Annotated in this window: 19 protein-coding genes; 8 read left to right on the top strand and 11 right to left on the bottom strand. The window is 66.1% G+C overall.

What is annotated here, in order from left to right:
• Nucleotides 1-3: 3 nt before the first annotated feature.
• Both ACFVBH_RS26460 and ACFVBH_RS26455 read right to left on the bottom strand, forming a co-directional pair.
• Nucleotides 4-2,070, bottom strand: coding sequence for a nitrate- and nitrite sensing domain-containing protein (locus ACFVBH_RS26460; protein WP_379005494.1), 2,067 nt, complete (start codon nt 2,068-2,070; stop codon nt 4-6).
• A 115-nt stretch (nt 2,071-2,185) separates the two neighbouring features.
• Nucleotides 2,186-3,835, bottom strand: a complete 1,650-nt coding sequence (locus tag ACFVBH_RS26455; protein ID WP_379005492.1) for an acyl-CoA synthetase — start codon at nt 3,833-3,835, stop codon at nt 2,186-2,188.
• Between the two features lie 183 nt (nt 3,836-4,018).
• Between ACFVBH_RS26455 and ACFVBH_RS26450 the strand changes: the two genes are divergently transcribed.
• Both ACFVBH_RS26450 and ACFVBH_RS26445 read left to right on the top strand, forming a co-directional pair.
• A complete protein-coding gene (locus ACFVBH_RS26450) occupies nt 4,019-4,864 on the top strand; it encodes an oxygenase MpaB family protein (RefSeq protein WP_379005490.1) in 846 nt (281 codons plus the stop codon).
• 470 nt (nt 4,865-5,334) lie between these two features.
• The gene (locus ACFVBH_RS26445) at nt 5,335-6,354 is read left to right on the top strand and encodes a hypothetical protein (protein WP_379005488.1); all 1,020 of its coding nucleotides are present in this window, start codon (nt 5,335-5,337) and stop codon (nt 6,352-6,354) included.
• 242 nt (nt 6,355-6,596) lie between these two features.
• Here the strand turns inward: ACFVBH_RS26445 and ACFVBH_RS26440 are convergent, their stop codons facing one another.
• Nucleotides 6,597-7,070, bottom strand: a complete 474-nt coding sequence (locus ACFVBH_RS26440; protein WP_379005486.1) for an adenylate kinase — start codon at nt 7,068-7,070, stop codon at nt 6,597-6,599.
• A 130-nt stretch (nt 7,071-7,200) separates the two neighbouring features.
• On the opposite strand from ACFVBH_RS26440, the gene ACFVBH_RS26435 reads away from it, so the two are divergent.
• Nucleotides 7,201-8,028: an alpha/beta hydrolase gene (locus ACFVBH_RS26435; RefSeq protein ID WP_354987873.1), complete on the top strand. Its 828-nt coding sequence runs from the start codon at nt 7,201-7,203 to the stop codon at nt 8,026-8,028.
• A gap of 154 nt (nt 8,029-8,182) precedes the next feature.
• On the opposite strand, the gene ACFVBH_RS26430 is transcribed toward ACFVBH_RS26435, so the two are convergent.
• From ACFVBH_RS26430 to ACFVBH_RS26420, 3 genes are all read right to left on the bottom strand, one after another.
• A complete protein-coding gene (locus tag ACFVBH_RS26430; RefSeq protein ID WP_379005484.1) occupies nt 8,183-8,590 on the bottom strand; it encodes a DUF4333 domain-containing protein in 408 nt (135 codons plus the stop codon).
• A gap of 383 nt (nt 8,591-8,973) precedes the next feature.
• Entirely contained in the window at nt 8,974-9,114 is a 141-nt protein-coding gene (locus tag ACFVBH_RS26425) for a hypothetical protein (protein WP_379005482.1), read from the bottom strand.
• 212 nt (nt 9,115-9,326) lie between these two features.
• Nucleotides 9,327-10,436: a hypothetical protein gene (locus ACFVBH_RS26420; RefSeq protein WP_379005480.1), complete on the bottom strand. Its 1,110-nt coding sequence runs from the start codon at nt 10,434-10,436 to the stop codon at nt 9,327-9,329.
• Nucleotides 10,437-10,627: 191 nt separating this feature from the next.
• Here ACFVBH_RS26420 and ACFVBH_RS26415 point away from each other — a divergent pair, with 191 nt between their 5' ends.
• Nucleotides 10,628-11,863: an amidohydrolase family protein gene (locus tag ACFVBH_RS26415; protein WP_379005478.1), complete on the top strand. Its 1,236-nt coding sequence runs from the start codon at nt 10,628-10,630 to the stop codon at nt 11,861-11,863.
• 163 nt (nt 11,864-12,026) lie between these two features.
• Here ACFVBH_RS26415 and ACFVBH_RS26410 read toward each other — a convergent pair whose 3' ends face one another.
• On the bottom strand, nt 12,027-12,440 hold the full coding sequence (locus ACFVBH_RS26410; RefSeq protein WP_379005475.1) for a nuclear transport factor 2 family protein: 414 nt from the start codon (nt 12,438-12,440) through the stop codon (nt 12,027-12,029).
• Nucleotides 12,441-12,511: 71 nt separating this feature from the next.
• On the opposite strand from ACFVBH_RS26410, the gene ACFVBH_RS26405 reads away from it, so the two are divergent.
• A complete protein-coding gene (locus ACFVBH_RS26405) occupies nt 12,512-13,432 on the top strand; it encodes a LysR family transcriptional regulator (protein WP_379005473.1) in 921 nt (306 codons plus the stop codon).
• Nucleotides 13,433-13,569: 137 nt separating this feature from the next.
• Here ACFVBH_RS26405 and ACFVBH_RS26400 read toward each other — a convergent pair whose 3' ends face one another.
• Complete coding sequence (locus ACFVBH_RS26400; protein ID WP_354987867.1) at nt 13,570-14,211, bottom strand: LppP/LprE family lipoprotein; 642 nt, start codon at nt 14,209-14,211, stop codon at nt 13,570-13,572.
• A gap of 430 nt (nt 14,212-14,641) precedes the next feature.
• Here ACFVBH_RS26400 and ACFVBH_RS26395 point away from each other — a divergent pair, with 430 nt between their 5' ends.
• The 3 genes from ACFVBH_RS26395 (at nt 14,642) to ACFVBH_RS26385 (ending at nt 19,601) form a co-directional block, all read left to right on the top strand.
• Nucleotides 14,642-14,947: a hypothetical protein gene (locus ACFVBH_RS26395; protein WP_379005471.1), complete on the top strand. Its 306-nt coding sequence runs from the start codon at nt 14,642-14,644 to the stop codon at nt 14,945-14,947.
• A gap of 179 nt (nt 14,948-15,126) precedes the next feature.
• A complete protein-coding gene (locus ACFVBH_RS26390) occupies nt 15,127-19,308 on the top strand; it encodes a SpoIIE family protein phosphatase (RefSeq protein ID WP_379005898.1) in 4,182 nt (1,393 codons plus the stop codon).
• Nucleotides 19,305-19,601 carry an STAS domain-containing protein gene (locus ACFVBH_RS26385; protein ID WP_379005469.1) on the top strand — a complete coding sequence of 99 codons (297 nt, stop codon included), beginning with the start codon at nt 19,305-19,307 and terminating at the stop codon, nt 19,599-19,601. The genes ACFVBH_RS26390 and ACFVBH_RS26385 overlap by 4 nt, the downstream gene beginning before the upstream one ends.
• A 216-nt stretch (nt 19,602-19,817) precedes the next feature.
• Here the strand turns inward: ACFVBH_RS26385 and ACFVBH_RS26380 are convergent, their stop codons facing one another.
• The 3 genes from ACFVBH_RS26380 to ACFVBH_RS26370 all read right to left on the bottom strand — a co-directional run bounded on the left by ACFVBH_RS26380 (nt 19,818) and on the right by ACFVBH_RS26370 (nt 22,237).
• Nucleotides 19,818-20,252 carry a response regulator gene (locus tag ACFVBH_RS26380; protein ID WP_379005896.1) on the bottom strand — a complete coding sequence of 145 codons (435 nt, stop codon included), beginning with the start codon at nt 20,250-20,252 and terminating at the stop codon, nt 19,818-19,820.
• A 240-nt stretch (nt 20,253-20,492) separates the two neighbouring features.
• Nucleotides 20,493-21,401 (bottom strand): anti-sigma factor RsbA family regulatory protein, encoded by a 909-nt coding sequence (locus tag ACFVBH_RS26375; protein ID WP_379005467.1) that lies wholly within the window; start codon nt 21,399-21,401, stop codon nt 20,493-20,495.
• Complete coding sequence (locus ACFVBH_RS26370; RefSeq protein WP_379005465.1) at nt 21,398-22,237, bottom strand: MEDS domain-containing protein; 840 nt, start codon at nt 22,235-22,237, stop codon at nt 21,398-21,400. The genes ACFVBH_RS26375 and ACFVBH_RS26370 overlap by 4 nt, the downstream gene beginning before the upstream one ends.
• Nucleotides 22,238-22,526: the final 289 nt, after the last annotated feature.

Here is a 22,526-nt window from a genome sequence, read left to right as displayed (position 1 = left end):
GCGTCAGTAACTTAGACTCGCCTGCCCCGGTACGCCGTGCGGGCCGTGCCCCATCGTCGCCGCCTCGGGCGCGCCCATACCCATCAGCTGCGTCGGGATCAGCACGATCGCACAGATCCCGCCGAACGGCGATTCCCGCAGCCGCACCGAAATGCGGTGCCTGGCAGCGACGGTCGCGATGACGAACAACCCCAGTCTGCCGTCCTCGACGAGAGTCTCGAGGCTGAAGCTGGGCGGCTGCGCCAGCAGCGCGTTGTGCATCTCCACGTCCGCGTCGGGGATGCCCAGGCCCTGATCGACGATCTCGATGACCGCGCCCTTGCCCACGATCCGCCCCGTGACCTCCACCCGCGACTCGGGCGGAGAGAAGGCGGTGGCGTTGTCCATGAGTTCGGCCAGGATGTGGATCAGGTCCGCGACCATCGCGCCACCGAGGTGCACATCGGGCATCTTCGCCACCGAGATCCGGCGGTAGTCCACGCTCTCGGCGACCGCGCTGCGCGCGATGTCGATGAGCGGCACCGGCTTTCGCCAGCGCCGTCCGGGGGTGCCGCCACCGAGAATGATCAGGTTCTCCGCGTTGCGCCGGGCCCGGGTCGCCAGATGATCCAGCCGGAACAGCAGGTCCAGACGATCCGGGCTCTCCTCGCGCTGTTCCGCCGAGTCGAGAATCTCGAGCTGCTTGTGCACGATCACCTGGCTGCGCTGGGCGATGTTGACGAAGACGGAGTTCACCCCGGCGCGGAGCTTCGCCTCGGCGAACACCGCCGCGAGCGCGGCGCCGTGCGCGCGATTGAAGGCGTCGGCGACCTGACCGATCTCGTCGGTGCCGAAATCCAGCCGCTGCTGCGTGTCGGTGCGGGCCGAGGGATCCGCTTCGACGCGCCGCATCGCCTGGGGCAGATGGTGATCGGCCAGCTCCAAGGTCTGCACCCGCAACCGGTGCATGCGCGCGATGAGCCGGTTGGCCAACTGCAACACCACGAGGAACCCCAGGATCGCGATACTCATCGCCGCGAGCCCGCCGAGCAGTGAGTTGCGCTGCGTGGCTTCGGAATTACGCACCGCGATATCCTGCGCGTCGCGGGTCTGGCCCTCCCAGAGCGCGACCAGCTTGGTCTGGATCCGCATACCCGCGGCCAGCGCGTCGGTCTCGTCGGCCGACGCATCGCCGCGGGGCTTGTCCGCGGCGGTGGACTTCGCCCCGCGGCCCAGCAGCTCGTTCTGGAACGCGAAGACACCGCGCCAGTCCTCGCCGCCCAGCAGCTCGTTCAGCTGGTCGAGCCTGGGCCCCGCCAGAATGCCGGTGGCGAAGCTCATTTCGGCGCGCAACTCGCCGACCTCATTGCTGAACTCGACGAAGTGCTCCACACTCAGCGTGTCGAAGACCGAGGCCAGCGCACCGGCGCGCGAGAGCGCCTCACTGGCCCGCAAGGGACCGAGTCCCTTGGACAGTTCGGTGGCCACATCCGAGGACGGGGCCGCACGCCCGGCCAGGAGCGTGGCGGACATGATGACGTCGATGATGGACCCGAACACCGCCACGACGGGTTGCGGGGCCATCACCCGACGGTCCACGGCTGCCCGCAGCCCCGGCAGCTGCTCGTACAGCTTGTCGTATCCGCTGATGTCGGTGGCGAAGTCGGCCCGCATCCGGGCCGCGTCGATCCCCTGCTGCCGGAGCTTGAGCAGCGCGTCGTCCGAGCGCTGGCGGGCGGTGGTCAGATACACGGCGACCGATTCGTCGCCGCCGATGTGCAGCACGGACAGGCGGCGTTCCTCCTGGAACGCCTGCACCATCCGCACCGCCGGACCCAGCGTGGCACTGGCCAATTCGGCCCACTGCCGCGCGTCCCGGCCCGCGAGGATGAGGTATCCGGCGGCGCCGACACCCGCGCCGAGCAAGGTCAGGCTCGGTACGAGCACGATCGTCAGCAGGCGTGCGCGCACCCCGAACCTGCCACCCGAAACCTTGCCGTCCCGGCCACCGCGCCCCGCGAGCAGTGATTTCCAGGTGAATGCGGCCCGCTCGAGATCGTCGGCCTTCGAAGCCGCTGCGACATCTGACATTCCGCGAAGTGTGATCTGCGTCGCTCCGCACCGATAGGACAGTTCATCCAACTTGGCCGTCGCTGTTCTGGACAGGACGGCCAAGCGATGGCGGCGGCGCACCGCCGCGGCTCGGTCAGTCCGTGATCGCCTCGAGCCGGCTCCGCACCAGTTTCCCGGTGGCGTTGCGCGGCAGTTCGTCGATGAACACCACGTCCCGGGGCACCTTGTGCCGTGCGAGATTGGATTTGACGTACTCCCGGATCTCCTCGGCCGTGGTCGTGGCCTCGGGTGCGCGAACGACGAAGGCCCGCAGCCGCTTTCCGAACTCCCGATCGGCGACCCCGATCACCGCGGCCTCGAACACATCCGGTCGCCCGGCGAGTAGGTTCTCCACTTCGAGCGGATAGACGTTCTCGCCGCCGGACACGATCATGTCGTCATCGCGGCCGTCGATGAACAGCCGTCCGTCGGCGTCGAAATGGCCGATATCGCCGCTGCAGAGCAGACCGTCGACGATCTCCTTGTGCCGTCCGTCGGTGTACCCGCCGAAACTCAGTCCGCTGGATACGAAGATGGTGCCGATCACGCCCGCTTCGCTGATCTTCTTGCGCTTGTCGTCGTACAGGGCCACCCGGCAGCCGACGGGCGGGCGGCCCACCGTTCCGGGGGCCGCGCGCAGATCCTGCGGTGTCGCCACCGCGGCGACCGCGACCTCGGTGGAGGCGTACAGGTTGTACAGCACATCGCCGAAGGCCTCGGCCGTGCGCAGGCTCAGGTCCGGGGACACCGACGAGCCGGCGGCGAAGATCACCCGCAGTGACGAGGTGTCGTATTCGGCGAGCACCTCGGGGCCCAGATCGACGATGCGCTGCAGCATGGTCGGCACCAGAATCAGTGCCGCGGCGCGATATTCGGCGATATTGGCCAGGGTGCGGCGGGCGTCGAACCTGCGCTGCTGGAACACGATCGCGTTGCCCAGGCCCCAGCCCAGGGTGAGCTGTGACAGTCCGGTGCCGTGGAAGATCGGCGCGGCCATGACGAAGGTGTTCTCGCGCGGCAGCGGCACCCGATCCAGGAACTGCGCCGACTGCAGGGGTGAAACCTTGTCGCGCGGAGCGCCTTTGGGGGTTCCGGTGGTTCCGCTGGTCAGAATGACGATGCCGCCGGGGTTTTCGGGCGCCGGGACCGAACCGCCGTCGTGGGTGGCGATCAGCACGTCGGTGGTGACCGCCCGGCGATCGACCTTGTCCTCGGCGTCGACCCAGGTCAGCACGCGGGGAATCGCGGCCGGGATGGCGGCGAGCAGATCGAGGAACTCGCTGTCGTGCAGAACCATCGCGACCTGCTCGCGCTGCACCACATCGGCGAACTGTGGTTTGGCGAAACCGGTGTTCATCAGGACCACGCGCGCACCCAGCCGGCCCGCCGCGAGCAGCGCGAGCACCATGCCGCGATGGTCACGGCACAGCGTCGCCACGACCGCACCCGGCCGCAGCCCCGCCGCGGCCAGTCCGGCCGCCAGCGCGTCGGCCTGTTTGTCGAGCTGTGCGAAGGTCAGCGGACCGCGTTCGTCGATGATGGCCACCGAGTGCGGGTTTCGCCGCACGGAATGGTTCAGCACGGTGACGAACGGGCCGAACACTTCGGCGTCGCGCAGTGATCGAACGATCTCGCGGGGGTCGCGCAGCTCGAGCATCCCGCGTTTGTTCAGCACCGCCAGGGCCGCCGCCGAATCGGTCAGGGTGCGCAGCACCTGACGCGGTGATTGCTTGGTGATTCCCATCGGTTCTCCACTCGCCGCGGCCCGGACGCATCCGCGCCGGGCGCCACTGAATGCCCGAAGCGTAGCGCAAGGTGAGAATTGTCATTCACTTAATATCGAGTTCTGGTTCCATGGTCCGTTGCCTGACCCGGGTCGCTCTGAGAGACTTTAACCCTACTTATCTCATCGATTCGCAGGGTTGTGATGGCACTACCGATAGAGAACTCCGCCGCCGAATCCGCCGCTGACGCGCGCCCGTATCTCGCGGGCGCCGGGGCACTGCTGGGCGGCCCGGCCAACGTGATCATGCAGCTGAGCCTGCCGCCCGTCGGGCGCGGCGTCGTGGAAAGCACCGTGTCCAGCGGCAGTTACGCCCTGCGCCCGGCCAAGCGTGGACGCACGACGCTGACCTACCTCGCGGTGGCGATGCTGGGCACCGACGAGGACCGCGCCGCCTACCGCGCCGCGACGAACACCTCGCACCGGCACGTGCGGTCGAGCCCGGGAAGTGTGGTCTCCTACAACGCTTTCGACCCGAACCTGCAGCTCTGGGTGGCGGCCTGCATCTACCGCGGGGTGGCCGACGCGCTGACCCTGCTGTACGGCCCGCCCGACGACGAGTTCGCCGACACCCTCTATCGCCACGCTGCTCGCTTCGGCACGACGTTGCAGATGCGGCCCGAACAGTGGCCCGCCGACCGCGCCACCTTCGCCCGCTACTGGCAGAACAAACTTCCCGAACTCTCCTTCGACGCCGAGGTCAAGGTTTACCTGCTCGATCAGGTCGTCGATCTCGCGCCCTACGGCCGCGGCCGCCGCCTTGCGCTGCGCCGGCTGAACCGGTTCTTCACCACCGGCTTTCTCCCGCAACACTTTCGGGATCAGCTCGGCCTGGACTGGGGCCCCCGCCGCCAGCGGGCCTTCGAGGTCGTCATGCGCAGCATCGGCCGCGTCATGCAGCGCCTGCCCGAGCGCTGGCGCCTCTACCCCCTCGACACCTATCTCCGCGACATGCGTCGCCGCCGCGCTGCAGGAAAGCCGTTGGTCTAGCTCTTGGAATCAGCCTTAAGTGTTGGAATCGTCGATAACTTAACAGTGCGTCGCGCGACGCTGGTTTGCCGCTCCCACTCGGTGGGGACCCGATGGCCAGCGTGCGCAGACAACGACCGCGACAATGAACAGCAATGTGCCAGAGAAGCATCTCGCGCTGCGGACCGACTCGACTGTTGCTTTGCTGCGGTTGGGGCCAATCAGGTTGCTGGGGGTAAGTGTTCTTGGCGACGCAGGTGTTCGCGGACGAGGCGTGGGAGCAGATGAAGGAATTCTCGGATGCGGGGTTGGGCCCCGTTCCGAATCGGGTGGTCGTCCTGCCTCTGGTCGCGGTGGCCAATTTAGTGGATCAGCCGTTCGGGCTTCCCGTCGGCCGCTCCATCCATGGGGCACCTGGCCGGGTCAGTCGGATCCACCGAATTTCGGGAAATACGTCGGAGATGACCCCACGACGCCCAGTCGAGGTATGAATGCATCGCGACGTAACCGCTGCATTTCGTGGTCTTGCAGAGCGCCTGGCTCTCGACTTGAGAGAATGGGCAGCAGTCAACAAGCGCTTGGTGAATGACTTCGCGGATGATGGTCTACGCAGGCCCGCAACTGCGCTGACGGAAGCAGAAAACGCGGCGAGACAATGCATTCAGCAATGCGATATTTTGTCCACCACGAAACGTACTACGGATTCGGCGTTCAGCAACAGTTCTGGCGAAGAAGAACCCTTAGCGCCCGACAAGTTAGCTCGGATTCTCAATAAAATTTCCGTCTCGCGGAGATTAGATGCAGAGCTCACGTCGGAAGAAATTGAGAAAAAGTTCGGGATCTTGACCTCGGATCAGATAAAAATACAAAGGGCAGCGCAAACCCGTAATATTATTATCGATATGCGACCAGCGAATCCTGATAGCATAAAATGGCTGAGGTCTGGGATTTCGGTGCCGAAACCTCGGGAAATAAAGAACAAGACCATCACTTATTTGGATGTCGTACTCGGTGCCGATCATGCGAACCTCGGCTTGGTGGGCATTTACGATCCACGTCTTCCCGACAGGCCAAACGGAGTGTCGGACGAGCAGTGGGGAACCCTTGAAAAGCGATATTTGATGCGGCTGCAGGAATGGAATTCTCCACAATCCCGATCACTTGATGTTGACGATACTGGCGCGGTGTACGACCTGGGCCGCGATGGCCGGCGACGTCCGGTCAGCTCCGACTACGATCTGTGGGCATTGCGTTATCCAAACGGCTCGCTGATCGATTCCAGGCATGTGTACGAGGGACACGTATATGCTCTCCGTGACTACCACGATATCCGCGTAATGCACGGCACCACGGCTCAATGGAGCGCTCGCACAGAAAAAGATCTGAGTATAGTGCACGGTCAACTGATCGAGCATTCCGCAGGGGGGACACCTCTGATCAGATTCGAACCGAGGACGCTGCCGAGCGCCCGGTGGGTTGATAGCGATCTAATACCGCTACACCATATATGACCTTTGTGTAGTCACCTGATATTCGACCGCTGAAACGCCCTTGCGGACGTGTGGCATCACACCGTCGGCCCAATTGGTTGGCAAGCCCGGACATCGGGAGCAAAGTTGTTCGGACAGAACTATTCTCGGGACAGATTTGATGTCGAACGGATTCTCCGGCACTGCCGCCGCTGCTGAAGGTGCGTCGACAGGCGCACGGTGGCGAAGATCAACCGGTACATCACCTGCTCCGCAGCGGACATTCACGGTGCCGAAGCCGTTGGCCCCGAAAGGAATTCGTCAACCTGGCGCGGGGTGCGCAGCACATGGACCTCCGCGGCCGGCGCGTGCTCGGCAATCGCGGCCATGGCGACGGGCAGGCTGCGTCGCCGGTACCCGATCAGCCAGCGCCAGAAGACCAAGTTCTCGTGGGAGCGACGGGCCGCGCGCCAGGCGCATCGCCAGAGCACGAAGTCCAGCACGACGACGGTGTCGGCGGCCCCGAGACGAGTGCCGAGGACGTCGTACGGGCCGAGATCGCCGTCGAGGATCCAGCTGTTCGTGGCCGTCAGTCGTTGCTGGACGCTCTCCCACTGATCGCCGGACAGCGGCGTGAGGTCGGGGGACCAGAAATGCTTGTCCAGTTCGATTACGGGCAGCCCGGTAACCGCGCCGAGCCGTACCGCGAACGTGGACTTGCCCGCCCCGCCTCGACCGAGCACCACCACCCTGTTCATACCCGGCCTCTCCCCTTTGCCATTCGGTAACAGTGTCCGCCGACACGTTGTTCGCCGCCGGATCCGCTCCTAGCGTTGGTTGGCGTCTCGCAATGACCATCTAGTCCGGTTCACCGTATTAGGAGGATTCATGCCTGTGTGTACGACGCGTGACGGAGTCGGAATCCACTACAAGGATTGGGGCTCGGGTCGCCCGGTGGTTTTCATCCACGGGTGGCCGTTGAACGCCGATGCCTGGGAAGACCAGATGAAATGGGTTGCCGACCACGGCTTCCGCGGCATCGCACACGATCGGCGCGGGCACGGGCGGTCGGACCAGCCGTGGACCGGCTACGACTTCGATACTTTCGCCGATGACCTGCGCGATCTGCTGGACCACCTCGATGTTCGGGACGTGACGCTGGTGGCGCATTCGATGGGCGGCGGCGAATTGGCCCGCTACATCGGCAAACACGGCACCGACCGGGTGCGTTCGGCGGTGTTGCTGTCCGCGATTCCCCCGCTGATGGTGCAGACGCCGCAGAATCCCGAAGGCGTGCCCGAGTCGGTGTTCGACCAGATCAAGAGCGGGATCATCAATGAGCGCTCCCAGTTCTGGCACGAGACCGCCGAAGGGTTCTTCAGCGCGAACCGCGAGGGAACCAAAGCCACCCCGGGCAACAAGGACGCGTTCTGGCTGATGGCGATGCAGGAGAACATCCAGGCCGGCGTGGCCTGCGTGGACGCGTTCGCCTACACGGACTTCACCGACGACCTGAAGAAGTTCGACGTCCCCACCCTGCTCATCCACGGCGACGACGATCAAGTGGTCCCCATCGACGCGACGGCCCGCAAAGGCGTGACCCTGATCCCCGACGCGACGCTGACGGTCTACGAAGGCGGTTCGCACGGCATCGCCATGGTCCCCGGCGACAAGGAGCGCTTCAACAACGACCTACTGACCTTCTTGAAGGCGTAGGTCCCGAAGATCCTTCGCACGCGGCACTCATTTCGAGGTTCCGCCCACCCGCACCCGGTTGTCCATTCAGGTTGATACCGGGTGTGCGGTGCGGCTGGGCTGTCGCCGATCGCACCTGGACCACCATGTAGGCGACGCCTCGGCTCGGGTGTGCTCAGCGGGGCCGGCCCACTTCGTACGTCCCGTCGACCCGGGTCACCCGGACCAGCACGGTCTTCGGCTCCCCGCCGACGGTGGCCGCGCATTCGTACTCCGCGCCCACCGACACGGTCATTCCCTCCGGGCAGCGCATCTCGCGCACGTCTTCGATGCCGTAGCTGTCACGCAGGACCTTCACGACGCCGCGCTCCACACTCGCCTGATTCAGCCCGGGGATCGGAACCTCGGTGGTCGTGGTCGCCGCCGGCGAAAGAGGCGCGGCCGCCGGGGATTCGTCGCTGCGGTCCCGAACCAGCAACGACACGATCGCCACCAGCGAGGCCGTGCCGACGAGAGCACAGACCACCAACACGATCAGCAACGGGCGCACCGGTTGTGGACGCTGTGGGGTGGGCGCGGTCATGACCGTCATCCTCGCATCCGGGCGGCAGGAACCCCGGGAGGACGCGAAGCGACTGCGTCAAGCGACCAGTTTGTGTCATGTCACCGACTAGGAGTGCCGAATTGCCGGGCTCGGGGGCAAACGCCACCCGGGCGAATGCCCGGATGCGTTAGCTTCGGAACGTCCGGACAGCAAGTGGTACAAGGTGACTCGCGTGTCGGCGCCGGTGAATGCACCCCCGCGGGGTGCGGCAGCGAAAATCAGACTCCCGCTGTCGTGCTCGGCCCGCATCGCACCGGCGCCCTGCGACGTCGCCGCTGTCCGGACCCGGGACGGTCCGGATGCCTATCAGCTGCAAGGCGTCCGGACCGCCCGCGCCACCGGCGGCGGGATACGTGAACTATCTATCGGCCGGCCGCGGCGGGATCGCCGTCCATGATCGCGTCCCACCACTGACTCAAGGGACTGGGGTCCGGCCACACGGCCACGACGGGTCCCTGCGATTTTTCGCGAGTCGGGATGTCGGCCTCGTTGATTACCCGCACGAGAAACGCTCCTTCTGAGTGGAGTTAACCGGTCAGGCTTACGGTCAGTCGGCTGATGCCGACCTATTCATGATCGATCAGTAGTTTTGCTGCCGGTTTTCCGTCAGGTAACGGTTAGCGTTCACGTGGATGACAGTGAGGCTCGAACGGCAACACAACCGGCCGAACGACCGGTTTGCTGACAGGTCGCCCGAAACGGTCGGCAATTCCGCTCACATCGCGTAACGCAGGATCGCCGCGGCGGGCGCCGAGTCCGGGATATCGGCGGCACGCACCGCCAGCACCCGGCCGCTGGACAGCAGGACGCGCCTGGCGATCTCGTCGACGACACCCGGTGTATCCGCCTCCGATTCCGTTGCTAGCGTAAGGGATCCGTCCGACTCCGCGATCGTGCCGTGAATGGTCGCATCGATATCCACCAGCAGGGTGTCGATGATGCCGAACGTCGCGGCGCGTGCGATATCGGACAGATCCGTCGTGCCGCGGCCCTCGGACCGGCGTAGCTCGAACAGACTCCGCAGGTCGGCCAGTTCCCGCGCGTAGTGCTCGTCCAGGATCGCCCGCGCCCGGGTCGCGAGCTCCTCGTCGGTGAGGTGTTCGGGATTGCCCGCGATTGTCTCCTCGAGCAGCCCGTCGTAGCTGTTGACCGATCTGAACAGTCCCGCGATCGGCTCGGCCGCCGCGAGGATCAGCGGCAGGTCACGCCCGGTCAGCAGGTCCCGTAACTCCTGGTCCACCGCCCGCGCGTACTGACGGACGCGGAGCTTGCGGCCTTCGGTGCCCTGAATCCGGCCCTTGGGTGCGCGACCGCTCAGCGACGACTTGCGCGCGTAATCGGCGGCACTGGTCGGCAGCCCGGGGACGCGCACCTCGGCGGCCGGACTATCCGGGGTGATCTCCACCAGCCGGACCGCGCCCTCGGCGAGTGCCAGGACGAACGCGGACTGCGGGAAGGTGACCGCCCGCAACAGTGGCTTGACGAAGAATCGCTCGCCGACGGTGACGCCGGCCTCGAGTCGATTGGGAATTCGAAAAGTGCGCATGCGTTCGGGAGTGGCGTGCACGACCAATGTGCGCGATTGAAAACGCCAGAAGTCCTCGTCATCGATCAGATCCTCGAGTTCCTCGGCCAGGGACGATCGCGCTTTCCGGTCTTCCACCAGTTCCAGGGCCTCGCGCGTCTGATTGGAGAACGCGATGCGGTTCTCCTCCGGGCTCGCGGTATCGGCTTCGGTCGGGGTGTAGATCGACACGGACCACGGCGCGGAGGCGTTGACCAGAGCTTCGAGTTCGGATCGGGAGGGAATATCGGTGTGCAGCATGTCGACCCTTCTGAGGTGGATTACTGTCATCCCGAAGCTAGAAGGTGAACGTCACGAAGTCATATAGTCACCGCGCGACGGGGAACTCATCTATGTTCCCCGCACCACATTCTCCTGGGAACATACGTTCGCATTCCGAATTCGAGTGATCGGCTCGGCGCACTGCAATCGGCGGATTCGAGAGGATGACCATGGCCGTTCTCCTGCGTGGCGCGAATCTCTGGGACGGATTGACCGACAAACCCGCGGGCCCCCGCGACATCCTCGTCGACGCGGATCGCATCGCCGCGATCGGAGCGAAACTCACCGCTCCCCCGGACACGCAGGTGATCGACCTGAGCGGGCACACCGTGACCCCCGGTTTCATGGACTGCCACACCCACGTGACCGTGACACCGGACCTGGTCTCCGCCCTCACCCTCTCCCCCACCGCCGTCGCGTTGCGCTCGCTGGCCACGCTGCGGACCCTGCTGCTCAACGGATTCACCACGATCCGGGACCTCATGGGCGCGGACCCAGGCTTCAGCGTCCTGGATCTGCGCGACGCCATCGCCACCGGCAAGATCGTCGGCCCGCGCATGCTGGTCGCGCCGCACCTGATCTCCGCCCGCGGCGGCCACGGCGACTTCAGCGCGATCCTCGACGCGAATCTACAAGGGCCGCATCGTGTTCTGGAAATGGCAGCCGCCGACGGCGAGGACGAGATCCGCACCCGGGTACGCCAGGAAATCCGGGCGGGGGCGGACTGGATCAAGTTCGGCGCGACCGGCGGCTTCTCCAGCCCGTCGGACGATCCCTCGCACACCACCTACAGCCAGGAGGAAATGAACATCCTGGTCGCCACCGCCAAGGACCTAGGTCGCCCCGCGACCCCGCACTGCTACGGCGCCGAAGGCATCAAACGCGCGGTGCGCGCGGGTGTCCGCAGCATCGAACACGGCAATCTCGCCAACGCGACCTCCCTCCAGATGATGACCGACCACGGCGTCTTCCTGATCCCCACCCAGTTCACGGTCCTCCAGGACGCCCGCCACGTCGACGACGACGAATTCTGGGCGGGCAAACCGGCATTCAAACGCCGCAAGTTCCACCAACACCACAAAACCCTGCTGGACGGCGCGGACCTGATCGCCGCCAGCGAGGTGCGAATAGCCTTCGGCACCGACGCCGGGATGTTCCCGCACGCCGAGAACTGGCGCGAGTTTCCCGCGATGGTCTCCAACGGGATCACCCCGGTCCGCGCGCTCCGCGCAGCCACCAGCGTGGCCGCCGAACTCCTGGGGCTCGACGACCTCGGTGTGCTGGCCAAGGGCAAGATCGCCGACATAGTCGCGATGCCGGGCGACCCGTTCGCCGACATCGAGGTGACCGGCAAGGTGGACTTCGTGATGAAGGAAGGCGTGGTGTACGCGGAGCCGAGCGAGTGATGTATCGAACGGACACGAATCCGTAGCGAACTCGCCGAACCAGCGGGCGCGGCCGGGTCTCGCGGACGACCGGCTCGGAGATGAACGCGCAAATCCGGACGGTAGCGGCGGACTCGACACGACGCGCGCCGGGACCGTCACCGGTGAGGCCGCGAAGGATCGCCTATCGCGTCGGCGGGGTGAGTACTCGTTCCACGAGCGCGGTGTCGCAGTGCTCGATGACCTCGGTGAGCTTGCCCTCGGTTACCCGGAAGACGAAGCAGTACTTCTGCGGGTAGGCCTGCCCCGCGGTGGTCGTTCCGTTCCCGGTCGCCTGCACGACCACGCGGTCGCCGTCGGCGAGCACGAAGTCCGCGCTCATCCGGTAGGTGTGATCGAGCTGGCTCATCAACGGCCGCAGCAACCCGTGCACCACAGCCTCTCTCGACTCCCAGGTGCCTGCCCACGACCACGAGCCAGGAAATATCCACCGGAAGTCCTGGGCCATCGCCTCGCTGAGCGCTCGCATGTCACCCTGCGCCATGCGCTCGAAAATCCGGGTGAGCAGCGCCCTGTTCGCCTTCTGCATGTTCTCCATGCCGACGATGCTGTCACCGGCGCAGCCATGCGACAATCGACTCTTTCGCACAACAGATATCAGGATCACGCATGGCTGAGTTCACCCTGGTCGGCTTGCGGGTGGTGCGCGCGGTCACCCGATACGGCTCGTTCTCCACCGCGGCAGAGTGGCTCGGATACACCCAATCAGCCGTATCGCGGCAGGTGGCGCTCATGGAACAGGCCGCGGGGCGGCCCTTGTTCGAGCGCCATGCCCGCGGTGTCGTCCTCACCGAGGCCGGACGCCTGGTGGTCCGGCACGCGGAGGGCGTGTTCAGCGAACTCGACGCCGCGCGCCAAGCACTGGGCGACCTCGACGGCTCGCGTGGAGGACGCCTGCGCGTCGGCGCGTTCTCCACCGCGATGGCCGCGCTCGTACCCGACGCCATCGCGGCGGTCACAACGGCCGATCCCCGGCTCCGCGTTGTTCCGCGAGAGGGTTCGAGCGCGAGCTTGCTGACCGCCCTCGCGCGCGGCCGGCTCGACGTCGCCGTCGTGACGCTGCCGGACCGCACACCCGACGGGGTCTCGCTCATCACGCTGGTGAACGACCCACTCCTGGTAGCGGTCCCGCACGATCACCGACTCGCCGGCCGTGGCCAGGTCTCACCCGCCGAACTGCGTGACCTGCGGTGGGTGGCAGGGTCGGCGGACGTGCGCGCCACATTGCTCGGCGCCTGGGCCGACAGCCCCTGGGAACCCGATATCCGGTTCGGAGTGCGCGACTGGATGGCCAAACTCGGGCTGGTGGCCGCCGGACTCGGCGCGACGATCGTGCCCGGTATCGCCGTGCCGGCCCTGCCGCCCACCATCGCCGTGGTCGGCATAGACCACCCGCGAGCAATCCGTCCGGTCACCCTCGCTACACCCACCGGCACGGACGAAATCGCGTACCGGGGTCTGTTTACCGAAGCCCTGGCGGACAGCGCTGCACAGCTGTCGGCACGAGTACGGCGGCGACTGCGCGAGTAGCCGAAGAGGTCGGACGACCAGAAGGCCGCCGCGGTCCCCGCCGCCCGGGACACGGAACAGCACCCGGATGCATGCCCCATCCGGGTGCTGTCGTCGATCATGTTGCCGGGCCGAACCATTCGGCTGCGCGGCGGTCGCTAGCGCGGCGCGGTCACCTCGGCCGGGAAGTCCTGATCCGGGGTGACGGTCCGGCCGTCCGAGCCCAACGTCAGGGTGATGACCGTCGGGCCGCCGGACGGGCAGCAGTTGGCGTCGTTGCCGGTGAGCCAGCGGTACTGCACCTGGACGGTGCGATCGCCGGAGCCGACCACCGAGGTGTACGAGGTCGCCTTCTTCGTGGCGGTCCCCAGGTAGCCGTCGTGGTTGAACAGCAGGACGTGCCACGGCGAGCTGGCGGTCCCGCGCGGCGTTCCGGCCAACGCCCACAGCAGATCCGGGCACTCACCGAGCGCGGCATCGGTACCGCTCTCCACGGTGTAGTTCTCGCCGCCGACCCCGGGCCCGAGCTTCTGCAGCGCGGCATTGACCACCCCGGAGTTCACATCCAGGCACAGGCCGTGCCCGGCGGTGGCGGGCGCCTTGTTCCCTGCCGGGGAGGTGGTACCCGGTTCGGACCCGCCGCCCCCCGATCCGGAACCGCCGGGTGCGGACCCACCGGGTTGGGTGGCCACGGTGGAGCCCGGCGCGGACGGCTGCGGCTGCGTCGTCACGTCGTCCTGACAGGCGGTGGTCAGGGCGAGTGCGGCCACGACCGCGACAATGCCAACGATTCTCTTCATGGGAACCAGCGTAGAAACGATTCCGGCACAACGGTATCGGGCATTCGACCCAAATTGTCGGGGCGCGGGCACCTGTTAACGGAAGTCGACCCGGGCGCTATCGCGCGATCGGTCCCGCGTCGAAGTGTGCAATTCAGCCGACAGCGCGATGTTGCCGCATGGCGCGGTGCCGCGCACGATGGCAGCGGGTGACATCGCACGTTTGTGGCCGCAGAGGGTCCTCCGGCGTCGCGATCGGCGCTCAACGGCAGTCACACGCTGAAAATCCTCACGTAGAGACTGCCCACGGCGGATGAGGGGCTCCTCCGTCCCGAAACCTCGGCGGACATGTCACCGACTATGAGTAGCATTGTGCAGCACAGAGGATTTCGTGCCGAGTTCGTATCCGATGCTCGGCACGGGACTCGAACGGCACGAATGGAAGTCGGCCATGAACGAGACGAATCCGTTCGACGACCTCGATCCCGGCGAGCTACAGCTCGCATTCGAGCTGAGGGCGGCTCACGCGCGGGGCGAAACCCCCGAAAACGGGTGGAAGATGTACCGCGAGTTCGTGACTCCGTTGGGGGTGCGCCGGTACTCCAATGTCCGGATCCTCGTGGACGGGCGCGTGCAGGCTCGTGAGTACCGGGCCAGAATGAACGATCCCGCAACGTTTCTCGACCTCGAGATGGATCGCTATTTGCTCGAGAACGGCATTGTCCATCAGATCGAATGGATCGTCGGTCCGGAATGACCGCGCTGAAGACCACGGACCGCTGTCAGGGATTCGCCGACCGAGGCCATACGTCACTGTGACTTTGATCCGAGGCATATCGCCCGCCGCATCATGCTCCAGTGAGATCGATGGATGCGCCGTCGCGCGAGCGCGGTACGGTGAGCGCTCATAGCCGCGCCGAGACAAAGGTGGACCGCATGCGTTCGGGTGAGTCCGATGGGCCTGGTCGATCGACGCCGGAACCGTGGGGTGGAATCTTCGGCGCGGACCAGGAAATCGGGCACGATCTGTCTCGGGTGGACTGGGACGCGACTCCACTGGGGCCGGTCTCCGAGTGGCCGGTGAGTCTTCAGACGGCGGTGAACATCCTGTTGTCGTCACGGTTTTCGATGTGGATGGGGTGGGGGCCGCAGCTCACGTTCTTCTGCAACGCCGCCTACCGCCGTGACTCGCTGGGTCGCAAATACCCGTGGGCGTTGGGCCGACCGGCCAGTGAAGTGTGGGCCGAGATCTGGGACGACATCGAGTCGCGTACCGCTACCGTGCTGAGCACGGGCGAGGCCACCTGGGACGAAGCGCTCCTGCTGTTCGTGGAGCGTTCCGGTTATACCGAGGAGAGCTACCACACCTTCTCCTACAGCCCGTTACGTGATGACGCCGGCGCGGTGGTGGGGATGCTGTGCGTGGTCAGCGAAGAGACCGAGCGGGTCATCAGTGAACGACGCATGGCGTCGCTGCGCGATCTCGGTTCCGACCCCAGCGTGATCCAGACCGAAGAACAGGTGCTGAGATTCGCGGAGAAGCAGTTCGCGAACAATCCCTTCGATTTTCCTTTTACCGCGAGCTATATGTTCGACAGCAATGGCGCGGCCACGCTGGCGGGAACCAGTGGTGTGCAAGCCGGACATGCGTTGGCACCGCTGACTCTCGGGCCCGCGGATCAGGCGGTGTGGCCCATTAGTGAACTGCGGCAGGGAAATTCGGCTTTGGTCGATCTGGCCGACGCGGCGTTGACGGATGTGCCGCGTGGGGCATGGCCACAACCACCGGCCCAGGCGCTGGCTGTGCCGCTGGGTCGGCAAGGCGGTGAGCCCTACGGTTTTCTGGTGACCGGGCTCAACAGATTCCGGGCACTCGACGACGATCATCGTGGATTCATCTCTCTGGTGGCCGGGCATCTGGCGGCCGGCATCGCCAGTGCACGCAGTTTTCAAGCGCAGCAGCGGCGGGCCGAGGAGCTGGCCGAACTCGACCGGGTGAAGACCCTGTTCTTCTCCAATATCAGTCATGAATTTCGCACACCGTTGACTTTGATCATGGGTCCCGTTGCGGAACTGCGCCGGCGCGGTGATCTCGGCGACGATGCCCTCGAGGCACTGGAGCTCGTGCACCGCAACGGGTTACGGCTCAACAAACTCGTGGCATCTCTGCTGGACTTCTCTCGTCTGGAAGCCGGGCGCATGCAGGCCCGTTATGCGCCAACCGATCTGGCCACAATCACGACCGACTTTGCCAGTGTCTTCGAATCTGCCATGGCCAGAGCGGGTTTGGAGTTCGTGGTGGACTGCACGCCACTCGACGAGCCGGTCTATCTCGATGCGGGCATGTGGGAGAAGATCATCTTCAACCTGCTGTCGAATGCCCTGAAGTTCACCTTCGCCGGGTCTGTGCGCGTCGTGGTAGGGCGCGATGCAAGCCACGCGAAAGTCACGGTCAGCGATACCGGGGTCGGAGTCCCCGCTCACGAGATGCCCCGATTGTTCGAGCGGTTTCATCGAATCGCCACGACGCGAGCACGCTCGCACGAAGGCAGCGGTATCGGACTCGCTCTGGTACGCGAGTTGGTCGAACTGCACGGCGGCACCATCTCCGCGAGCAGCCGGGAGGAGGCGGGAACCACCTTCACCGTCCTGCTGCCGTTCGGGTCGGCCCACCTGCCCTCACAAGCGCTCGCTGCCACCGCCATCGCGACCGACGCCGTTGTGGCGGACCAGTATCTGCAGGAGGCTATGCGCTGGCTGCCCAGCGACGGTGCGTCGCCCGGCTCGAAGCCGGACGTCACCGCGGACGTTGCCACGGCGGTCGGCGGCGCGGGGCGCGTGATCGTCGCCGACGACAATGCCGACATGCGCGAGTATCTCGTGCGGCTGCTCAGCGGTGCCGGCTATGACGTGCAAGCAGTCGGTGATGGTCTGCACGCGCTGCGGGCCGTGCGGGCGGAGGTTCCGCACTTGCTGGTCAGCGACATCATGATGCCCGGGCTGGGCGGACTCGAGCTGGTGCGCGCGTTACGCGCCGAGTCGCGTACCGCCGCGGTGCCGGTGCTGTTGCTCTCCGCCAGAGCAGGGCAGGAGGCTGCGATCGAAGGCCTCGAGGTCGGAGCCGACGACTACCTGGTCAAACCGTTCGCCGCGGCCGAGCTTCTGGCGCGCGTTCGGGCGATCGTTGATTTGAACCGGCTGCGCAACCATCATGCTCGCTGGCGTGCGGCGCTCGTGGATTCGCTGCACGAAGCGTTTTTCATCTGCGACGAAGACGGCGTGATCATCGAGATCAACAACGCGTTCAGCGAGATCGTCGGGGTTCGCCCGGAGAGCTTGCCTTTGCATCCGGCTCGGCATGTCGCGCCCGGGGATCAACCCGATGACACTCCCCTTCCCATCGCGGACGCGCTGGCTCTCGCTCGGGCCGGGCAGCACGTGCTGCCGGTGCTGCACCGCGACGCACACGTGCTGTGGATCGCGGCCACCGCCAACCCGGTGCGGGACCCCGATACCGGACAGCGAGTATTCGTCGGCACGTTCCGAGACGTGTCCGCCGAGCATTACCAGGAGCAGTACCAAACGGCCCTGGCCGCGGTGAACAGCCAACTCGCCCAATCCGATTCCATCGCCGAGGCACTGGCCGGTGTGGTGGTCGAGCTGCGCGACATCTGGCACGCACGCCGGGTGCTTGCCCTCGTCTTCCCCGAGCCGACCGGCCTTGTCATCCCCGCCATGACCGTCAGCGCCGCGTCCGAGCCGACCATCGTCGCCGCCGGAGAAGCGATCTCGTGGGCGGACCTTGCGGCCCCGGTCCGCGACGTCATCACCGCGGTGCGTGACGGGGAGCCTCTCACCGCGGTGATCCATCAGGCCACATGCGTGGGCATTGCGATGCGACACCCCGATGGAGTGCTCGTGTTGTGGATCGAGATGAGTGAACAACGATCGTTGAGCGTGGAAGATCGGACCTCGCTGGCGATTCTGGGTGGACGGCTCGGGCAAGGCCTGGCGCGTGCCCACCAGTTGCAGCTGCAACGGGAAACCGCTCTCGCGTTGCAGCACGCGATGCTCGGTCCCAGCCAGCTGCCGCCCGATTTCGCGGTGCGGTATCAGCCCGCGACGCGTCCACTTCAGGTCGGTGGCGACTGGTACGACGTGGTCGATCTCGACGACGGTCGCATCGCGCTGGTTGTCGGTGATTGTGTCGGCCACGGCCTGGCCGCCGCCACGGTGATGGGGCAGCTGCGCAGCGCCTGCCGGGCGTTGCTGTTGGAACACCCGCAACCTGCCCGCACCCTGACAGCGCTCGACAGGTTCGCCGCACGCCTACCGGGCGCGAAATGCACGACGGTGTTCTGTGGCGTTCTCGATCCCGATACCGGCGAACTGGTCTACGCCTCCGCCGGACACCCGCCACCGATTCTGATGCATGCCGACGGCGTGACCACTCACCTGCGGCAGGCGCGGTCGCTGCCACTGGGCGTGCGACCGGAGCACAGTCGCTCGGAGGCCGGCGTCAGACTTCCCCCGCGATCGACGCTCTTGCTCTACACCGACGGTCTGGTCGAACGCCGCCGACGCTCGCTCTCCGAAGGCATCGAGGCCGCCGGAGCCTTGGTGCGCGCTGGTTCGGAACAAACCCCGGAGGAGCTGGCGACCGCGGTGATGGCGGGCATGACGCCTGACGACGGCTACGAAGACGATGTCGCATTACTGCTCTTTCGCCAACCTGCGCCCCTGCGCCTGGAGTTCGCCGCGCAGGGCGACAACCTCGCCGACGTTCGTGAGTCGTTGCGGAACTGGCTCGGCCGGTGTGGGCTCGACGAGACACAAGCGTTCAACGTCTTGTTCTCGGCCAGTGAGGCGGTCAGCAACGCCATCGAGCACGGACACCGTGAGCGGCCCGACGGCCTGATCCGGGTGTCCGCCACCGCGCTCGTCGATCAGGTGCGCCTCACCATCACCGACACCGGCGTCTGGCGACCACCACAGGCATCCGATAGGCCCTACCGCGGCCGCGGCCTGGACATGATGCGGTCGCTCATGCACGACGTGCAAGTGTGCCCCGGCGACTCCGGTACCACCGTCCATCTGCAGGCAAGGATTCAGTCATGACGACGCATCTCACTCTGGATGTCGACCACCGTGACGATGGTGCGGTCGTTGTGACCGCCGACGGTGAAATCGACATGACCAACAACGGCGCCTTTCGTCACGCCGTGTCCGACGCCGTCGCACAGCCGCATACCGGCCATGTCGTCATCGACTTTCGCCGAGTGCAATTCATCGACAGCGGAACCATCGAAATCCTCTTCGAGTACGCCGACCATATCGAGCTGATCGCCAATCCGATGCTCACCGCCGTGCTCGATGTCAGCGGGATCACCGAACTCGTCACGATCACCTGACCGCCACCGGCGGTCAGGATGCGCACACCCTGCGCGTCAGCACGATCGGCGGAACGCCGGAGAACGCCTCGACCGCCAGGTGCCGGCTGATGTACGCGCATCCGCTACTGCCCGGGACCGTCCTGGGCTACTGGCCGGCGCGGGAAGCGAGCTCGGGAGAAGTAGTCGAGATCGAACAGGCGGGCTGCCGACTCCACCACGGTCGCGACCTCGAGCTCAGTCGTGCTCGGGCAACCGCACGACAGTAAGGAAGAAGTCCTCGATCTTGCGCAGCGCGGCGGTGAACTCCTCGATCTCGACCGGCTTGGTGACATAGGCGTTCGCGGCGAGCCGGTAGCTGCGCAGAATGTCGGACTCGGCCGCCGAGGCGGTCAATACGATGACCGGGATCGCCGCCAGTTCCCGGTCGGCGCGGATTCGCGTGAGAACCTCACGGCCGTCGCATCCGGGCAGCTGCAGATCCAGCAGCACCAGGTCCGGGCGCGGAGCATCGGCGTACTCGCCGGTGCGGAACAGGAAATCCAGGGCCTGGAGGCCGTCGCGGACCACGTGCAGGGTGTTGTGTATCTTGTTGTCCGTGAACGCTTCTCGGGTGATCAACTCATCGCCCGGATCGTCTTCGACGAGCAGGATATCGATCGGACGACCCATGGCTGCCACGAGTGTCCTCCCTTCACCTCGGGCACGGTCCTGTTGAAAACCGCGTCGCCACAGCAAATCATCGTGAGTCCGTCGACATCCGCTGCGTTGCCGTTTGGATCTTGCCGGTTGCCAGCGTATTCCCGGTTAGGGTCGAGCGAAACAATCTCCACGGTTCGGATCGAGCTACTCCGCGGTTCACAATCGGCCCGTCCGCGGAACGTGATGAATCCCGCCCCCCGCGAGGACCGGTCAACCCGCCAGGTCCAGCACCGCGTACTGCGTGGTTTGCCCCGGTGTGGTGTGTGTTCGGAACAGATCGCACAGCTGATGCACCAGCAGCAGGCCGCGGCCGCCGAACTGGCCCCGCTGCGGCGGGTGCCGCCCGGCGAGCGGGTCCGCGATGTAACCGCCGTCGCGGGTCTGGCAGATCAGGCTCCGCTCGTCCCGGTACAGCCACAGGTGGCAGGGGCTGTCGCCGTGCGCGATGCCGTTGGTCACCAGTTCGGTGGCTATGAGCTCGAGGTCGGGTATCCGCTCGGGTGAAAGTCCCAGCAGCGCAGCCTTTTCCGCTGCGAGATGGCGTGCCGCGCCTACATCGCCCGGGCCGGAAACGATCATGTCGGGTGCGGAGCCTGGGCACGGGAGCGGCTGGTTGTAGCGGTCGATGACGGCCTTCGGGTCGTAGCACTCGCTCGTGTAGCGACGCTCCGGCTCCCAGATTTCCGGATGGTTCTGGCGGGCGTCGGCGATCGCGATCGCGTCCAGCGCCGAGACATCGTAGGGGCACAGGATCGTGACCGCGCGGCCGGCGAACGCGAGGTTGATCAACGCTTCGTGCTGCGCGCACGCGGGATACTCGAAGGCGGTGCGGCCGGCCCAGATCGGTTCTCCCACAATCCGCACGTGCCGATCGGGATGCTTGTCGGCGAACGCGCGCATCACACCCGGGATGATCCGGCCGGGGTTGCGCCCGGCGACACTCATGTCGATCAACGTCACCGCGGCGGGATCCACAACCGTGCGCAGCAGCTCGAGCCGGGCGGGGGGCACGGCCGCGGCGACGGGGTCCTGCGATTCGGTCAGGAAGGGAACGATGCCGTCGAGGTACTGCCGGTCGGTGCGGTAGAAATATGCGGGATGTCCGTGCGAGTACGTCAAACCCCGTCCTCCACTCGCACATTCGGCAGTTCCAGCAATTCGGCCAGGCGCGCGACCCCTGGCCATGCCGTCTGCACGACCAGTTCGGCGTCCCGGGATTCCGCGTAGGCGGCGAGGCGTAAGAGGCCGTTGTGGTCCAGAAAGCTCAGCCTCGTCGCGTCGACTCGCACGCACCCGTTCTCGGGATCCGGCTCGATTCCGGCGAGGGTGGATCCGAAGAGTTCGCCGCAGGAGCCGTCGACTTCGCCCACGATCGCGGCCGCGTGTGCCGTAGCTCCGAAGATGCGGAATTGCGTGTGCACGTTGGTATTCGGGTGCACCGAGGCCAGCCGCATCACAGCGGCGGCACCCACCGCGCCGCGGTCGTAGGCGCACATCGCCGAAAACGGTTGTGCGGCCATCAAACGGTCGGCCAGGTATTCGTAACGCACGAACGCCGCGAGCTGGGCTGGGGTGCGAACCAGTGGAGTCGTATCGGCCGCGACGCGCAGCCCGCTGAAGCCGGCGGCGATTGCCGCCTCGGTCGCGGCGGCATAGGTGCGGACCTGCTCGTCGCCGATCACCGGGGCCCCGGGCTCGTAGACGTCCTCGATCGAAACCACTTGCGCTCCACCCGTGCGCAGCGCCTCGTTCCACCCGGGCAGACTCTCCAGGTCCCCGGCCAGCGCGCCGGCATCGCCGGAAGCGATGTACCAGACCCGGCAGCCCAGTCGGAGCCCCTCGCCGAGGAATTCGCTTGCGCGAAGCCGGAACTCGCCCGGTTCATCGAACGCCCAGCAGGCATGGTCATGGATACCCATGCCCTGCGCTTGCTGAATGACCGATGACCGACGCACTCGGGTGAGTGTAGCCCCGCCCACATCGCGGCACTGCATGCCGATCCCCCGGACGAGCGGGCGAAGCTTCGGTGCATGGTGTTTGGCGGGCGTCGAGGGCGGTACTCAGGCCGGACGCTACCGGGCCCGCGCCGCGGGCGCGTGCAGGCGTCTTCGAAAGGAGCACGTCATGAGGAGCAAGGGCAGTTGTATCGCGGTAACCGGCGAGGAAGCTTCGGCCGCCGTCCCGCGCACCACCCCCACCGAGCACAAGTGAACGCGGCCACGAACGGGCGAGTCCCGAAGCCCG

Origin of the sequence: Nocardia sp. NPDC057668, assembly GCF_042799795.1 — a bacterium.
Lineage (GTDB): Bacteria > Actinomycetota > Actinomycetes > Mycobacteriales > Mycobacteriaceae > Nocardia.
Note: the sequence above shows the minus strand (reverse complement) of the source record. Positions and strands in the feature narration are given on the sequence as shown.

Bases quoted from the DNA above. Each gene is read 5' to 3' on its own strand.
- ACFVBH_RS26395 (WP_379005471.1), top strand. From the start codon at position 14,642: ATGAACGAGACGAATCCGTTCGACGACCTCGATCCCGGCGAGCTACAG.
- ACFVBH_RS26410 (WP_379005475.1), bottom strand. From the start codon at position 12,440: ATGGAGAACATGCAGAAGGCGAACAGGGCGCTGCTCACCCGGATTTTC.
- ACFVBH_RS26380 (WP_379005896.1), bottom strand. From the start codon at position 20,252: ATGGGTCGTCCGATCGATATCCTGCTCGTCGAAGACGATCCGGGCGAT.
- ACFVBH_RS26455 (WP_379005492.1), bottom strand. From the start codon at position 3,835: ATGGGAATCACCAAGCAATCACCGCGTCAGGTGCTGCGCACCCTGACC.
- ACFVBH_RS26430 (WP_379005484.1), bottom strand. From the start codon at position 8,590: ATGACCGCGCCCACCCCACAGCGTCCACAACCGGTGCGCCCGTTGCTG.
- ACFVBH_RS26440 (WP_379005486.1), bottom strand. From the start codon at position 7,070: ATGAACAGGGTGGTGGTGCTCGGTCGAGGCGGGGCGGGCAAGTCCACG.
- ACFVBH_RS26390 (WP_379005898.1), top strand. From the start codon at position 15,127: ATGCGTTCGGGTGAGTCCGATGGGCCTGGTCGATCGACGCCGGAACCG.
- ACFVBH_RS26405 (WP_379005473.1), top strand. From the start codon at position 12,512: ATGGCTGAGTTCACCCTGGTCGGCTTGCGGGTGGTGCGCGCGGTCACC.
- ACFVBH_RS26415 (WP_379005478.1), top strand. From the start codon at position 10,628: ATGGCCGTTCTCCTGCGTGGCGCGAATCTCTGGGACGGATTGACCGAC.
- ACFVBH_RS26445 (WP_379005488.1), top strand. From the start codon at position 5,335: ATGCATCGCGACGTAACCGCTGCATTTCGTGGTCTTGCAGAGCGCCTG.
- ACFVBH_RS26400 (WP_354987867.1), bottom strand. From the start codon at position 14,211: ATGAAGAGAATCGTTGGCATTGTCGCGGTCGTGGCCGCACTCGCCCTG.
- ACFVBH_RS26460 (WP_379005494.1), bottom strand. From the start codon at position 2,070: ATGTCAGATGTCGCAGCGGCTTCGAAGGCCGACGATCTCGAGCGGGCC.
- ACFVBH_RS26385 (WP_379005469.1), top strand. From the start codon at position 19,305: ATGACGACGCATCTCACTCTGGATGTCGACCACCGTGACGATGGTGCG.
- ACFVBH_RS26420 (WP_379005480.1), bottom strand. From the start codon at position 10,436: ATGCTGCACACCGATATTCCCTCCCGATCCGAACTCGAAGCTCTGGTC.
- ACFVBH_RS26450 (WP_379005490.1), top strand. From the start codon at position 4,019: ATGGCACTACCGATAGAGAACTCCGCCGCCGAATCCGCCGCTGACGCG.
- ACFVBH_RS26435 (WP_354987873.1), top strand. From the start codon at position 7,201: ATGCCTGTGTGTACGACGCGTGACGGAGTCGGAATCCACTACAAGGAT.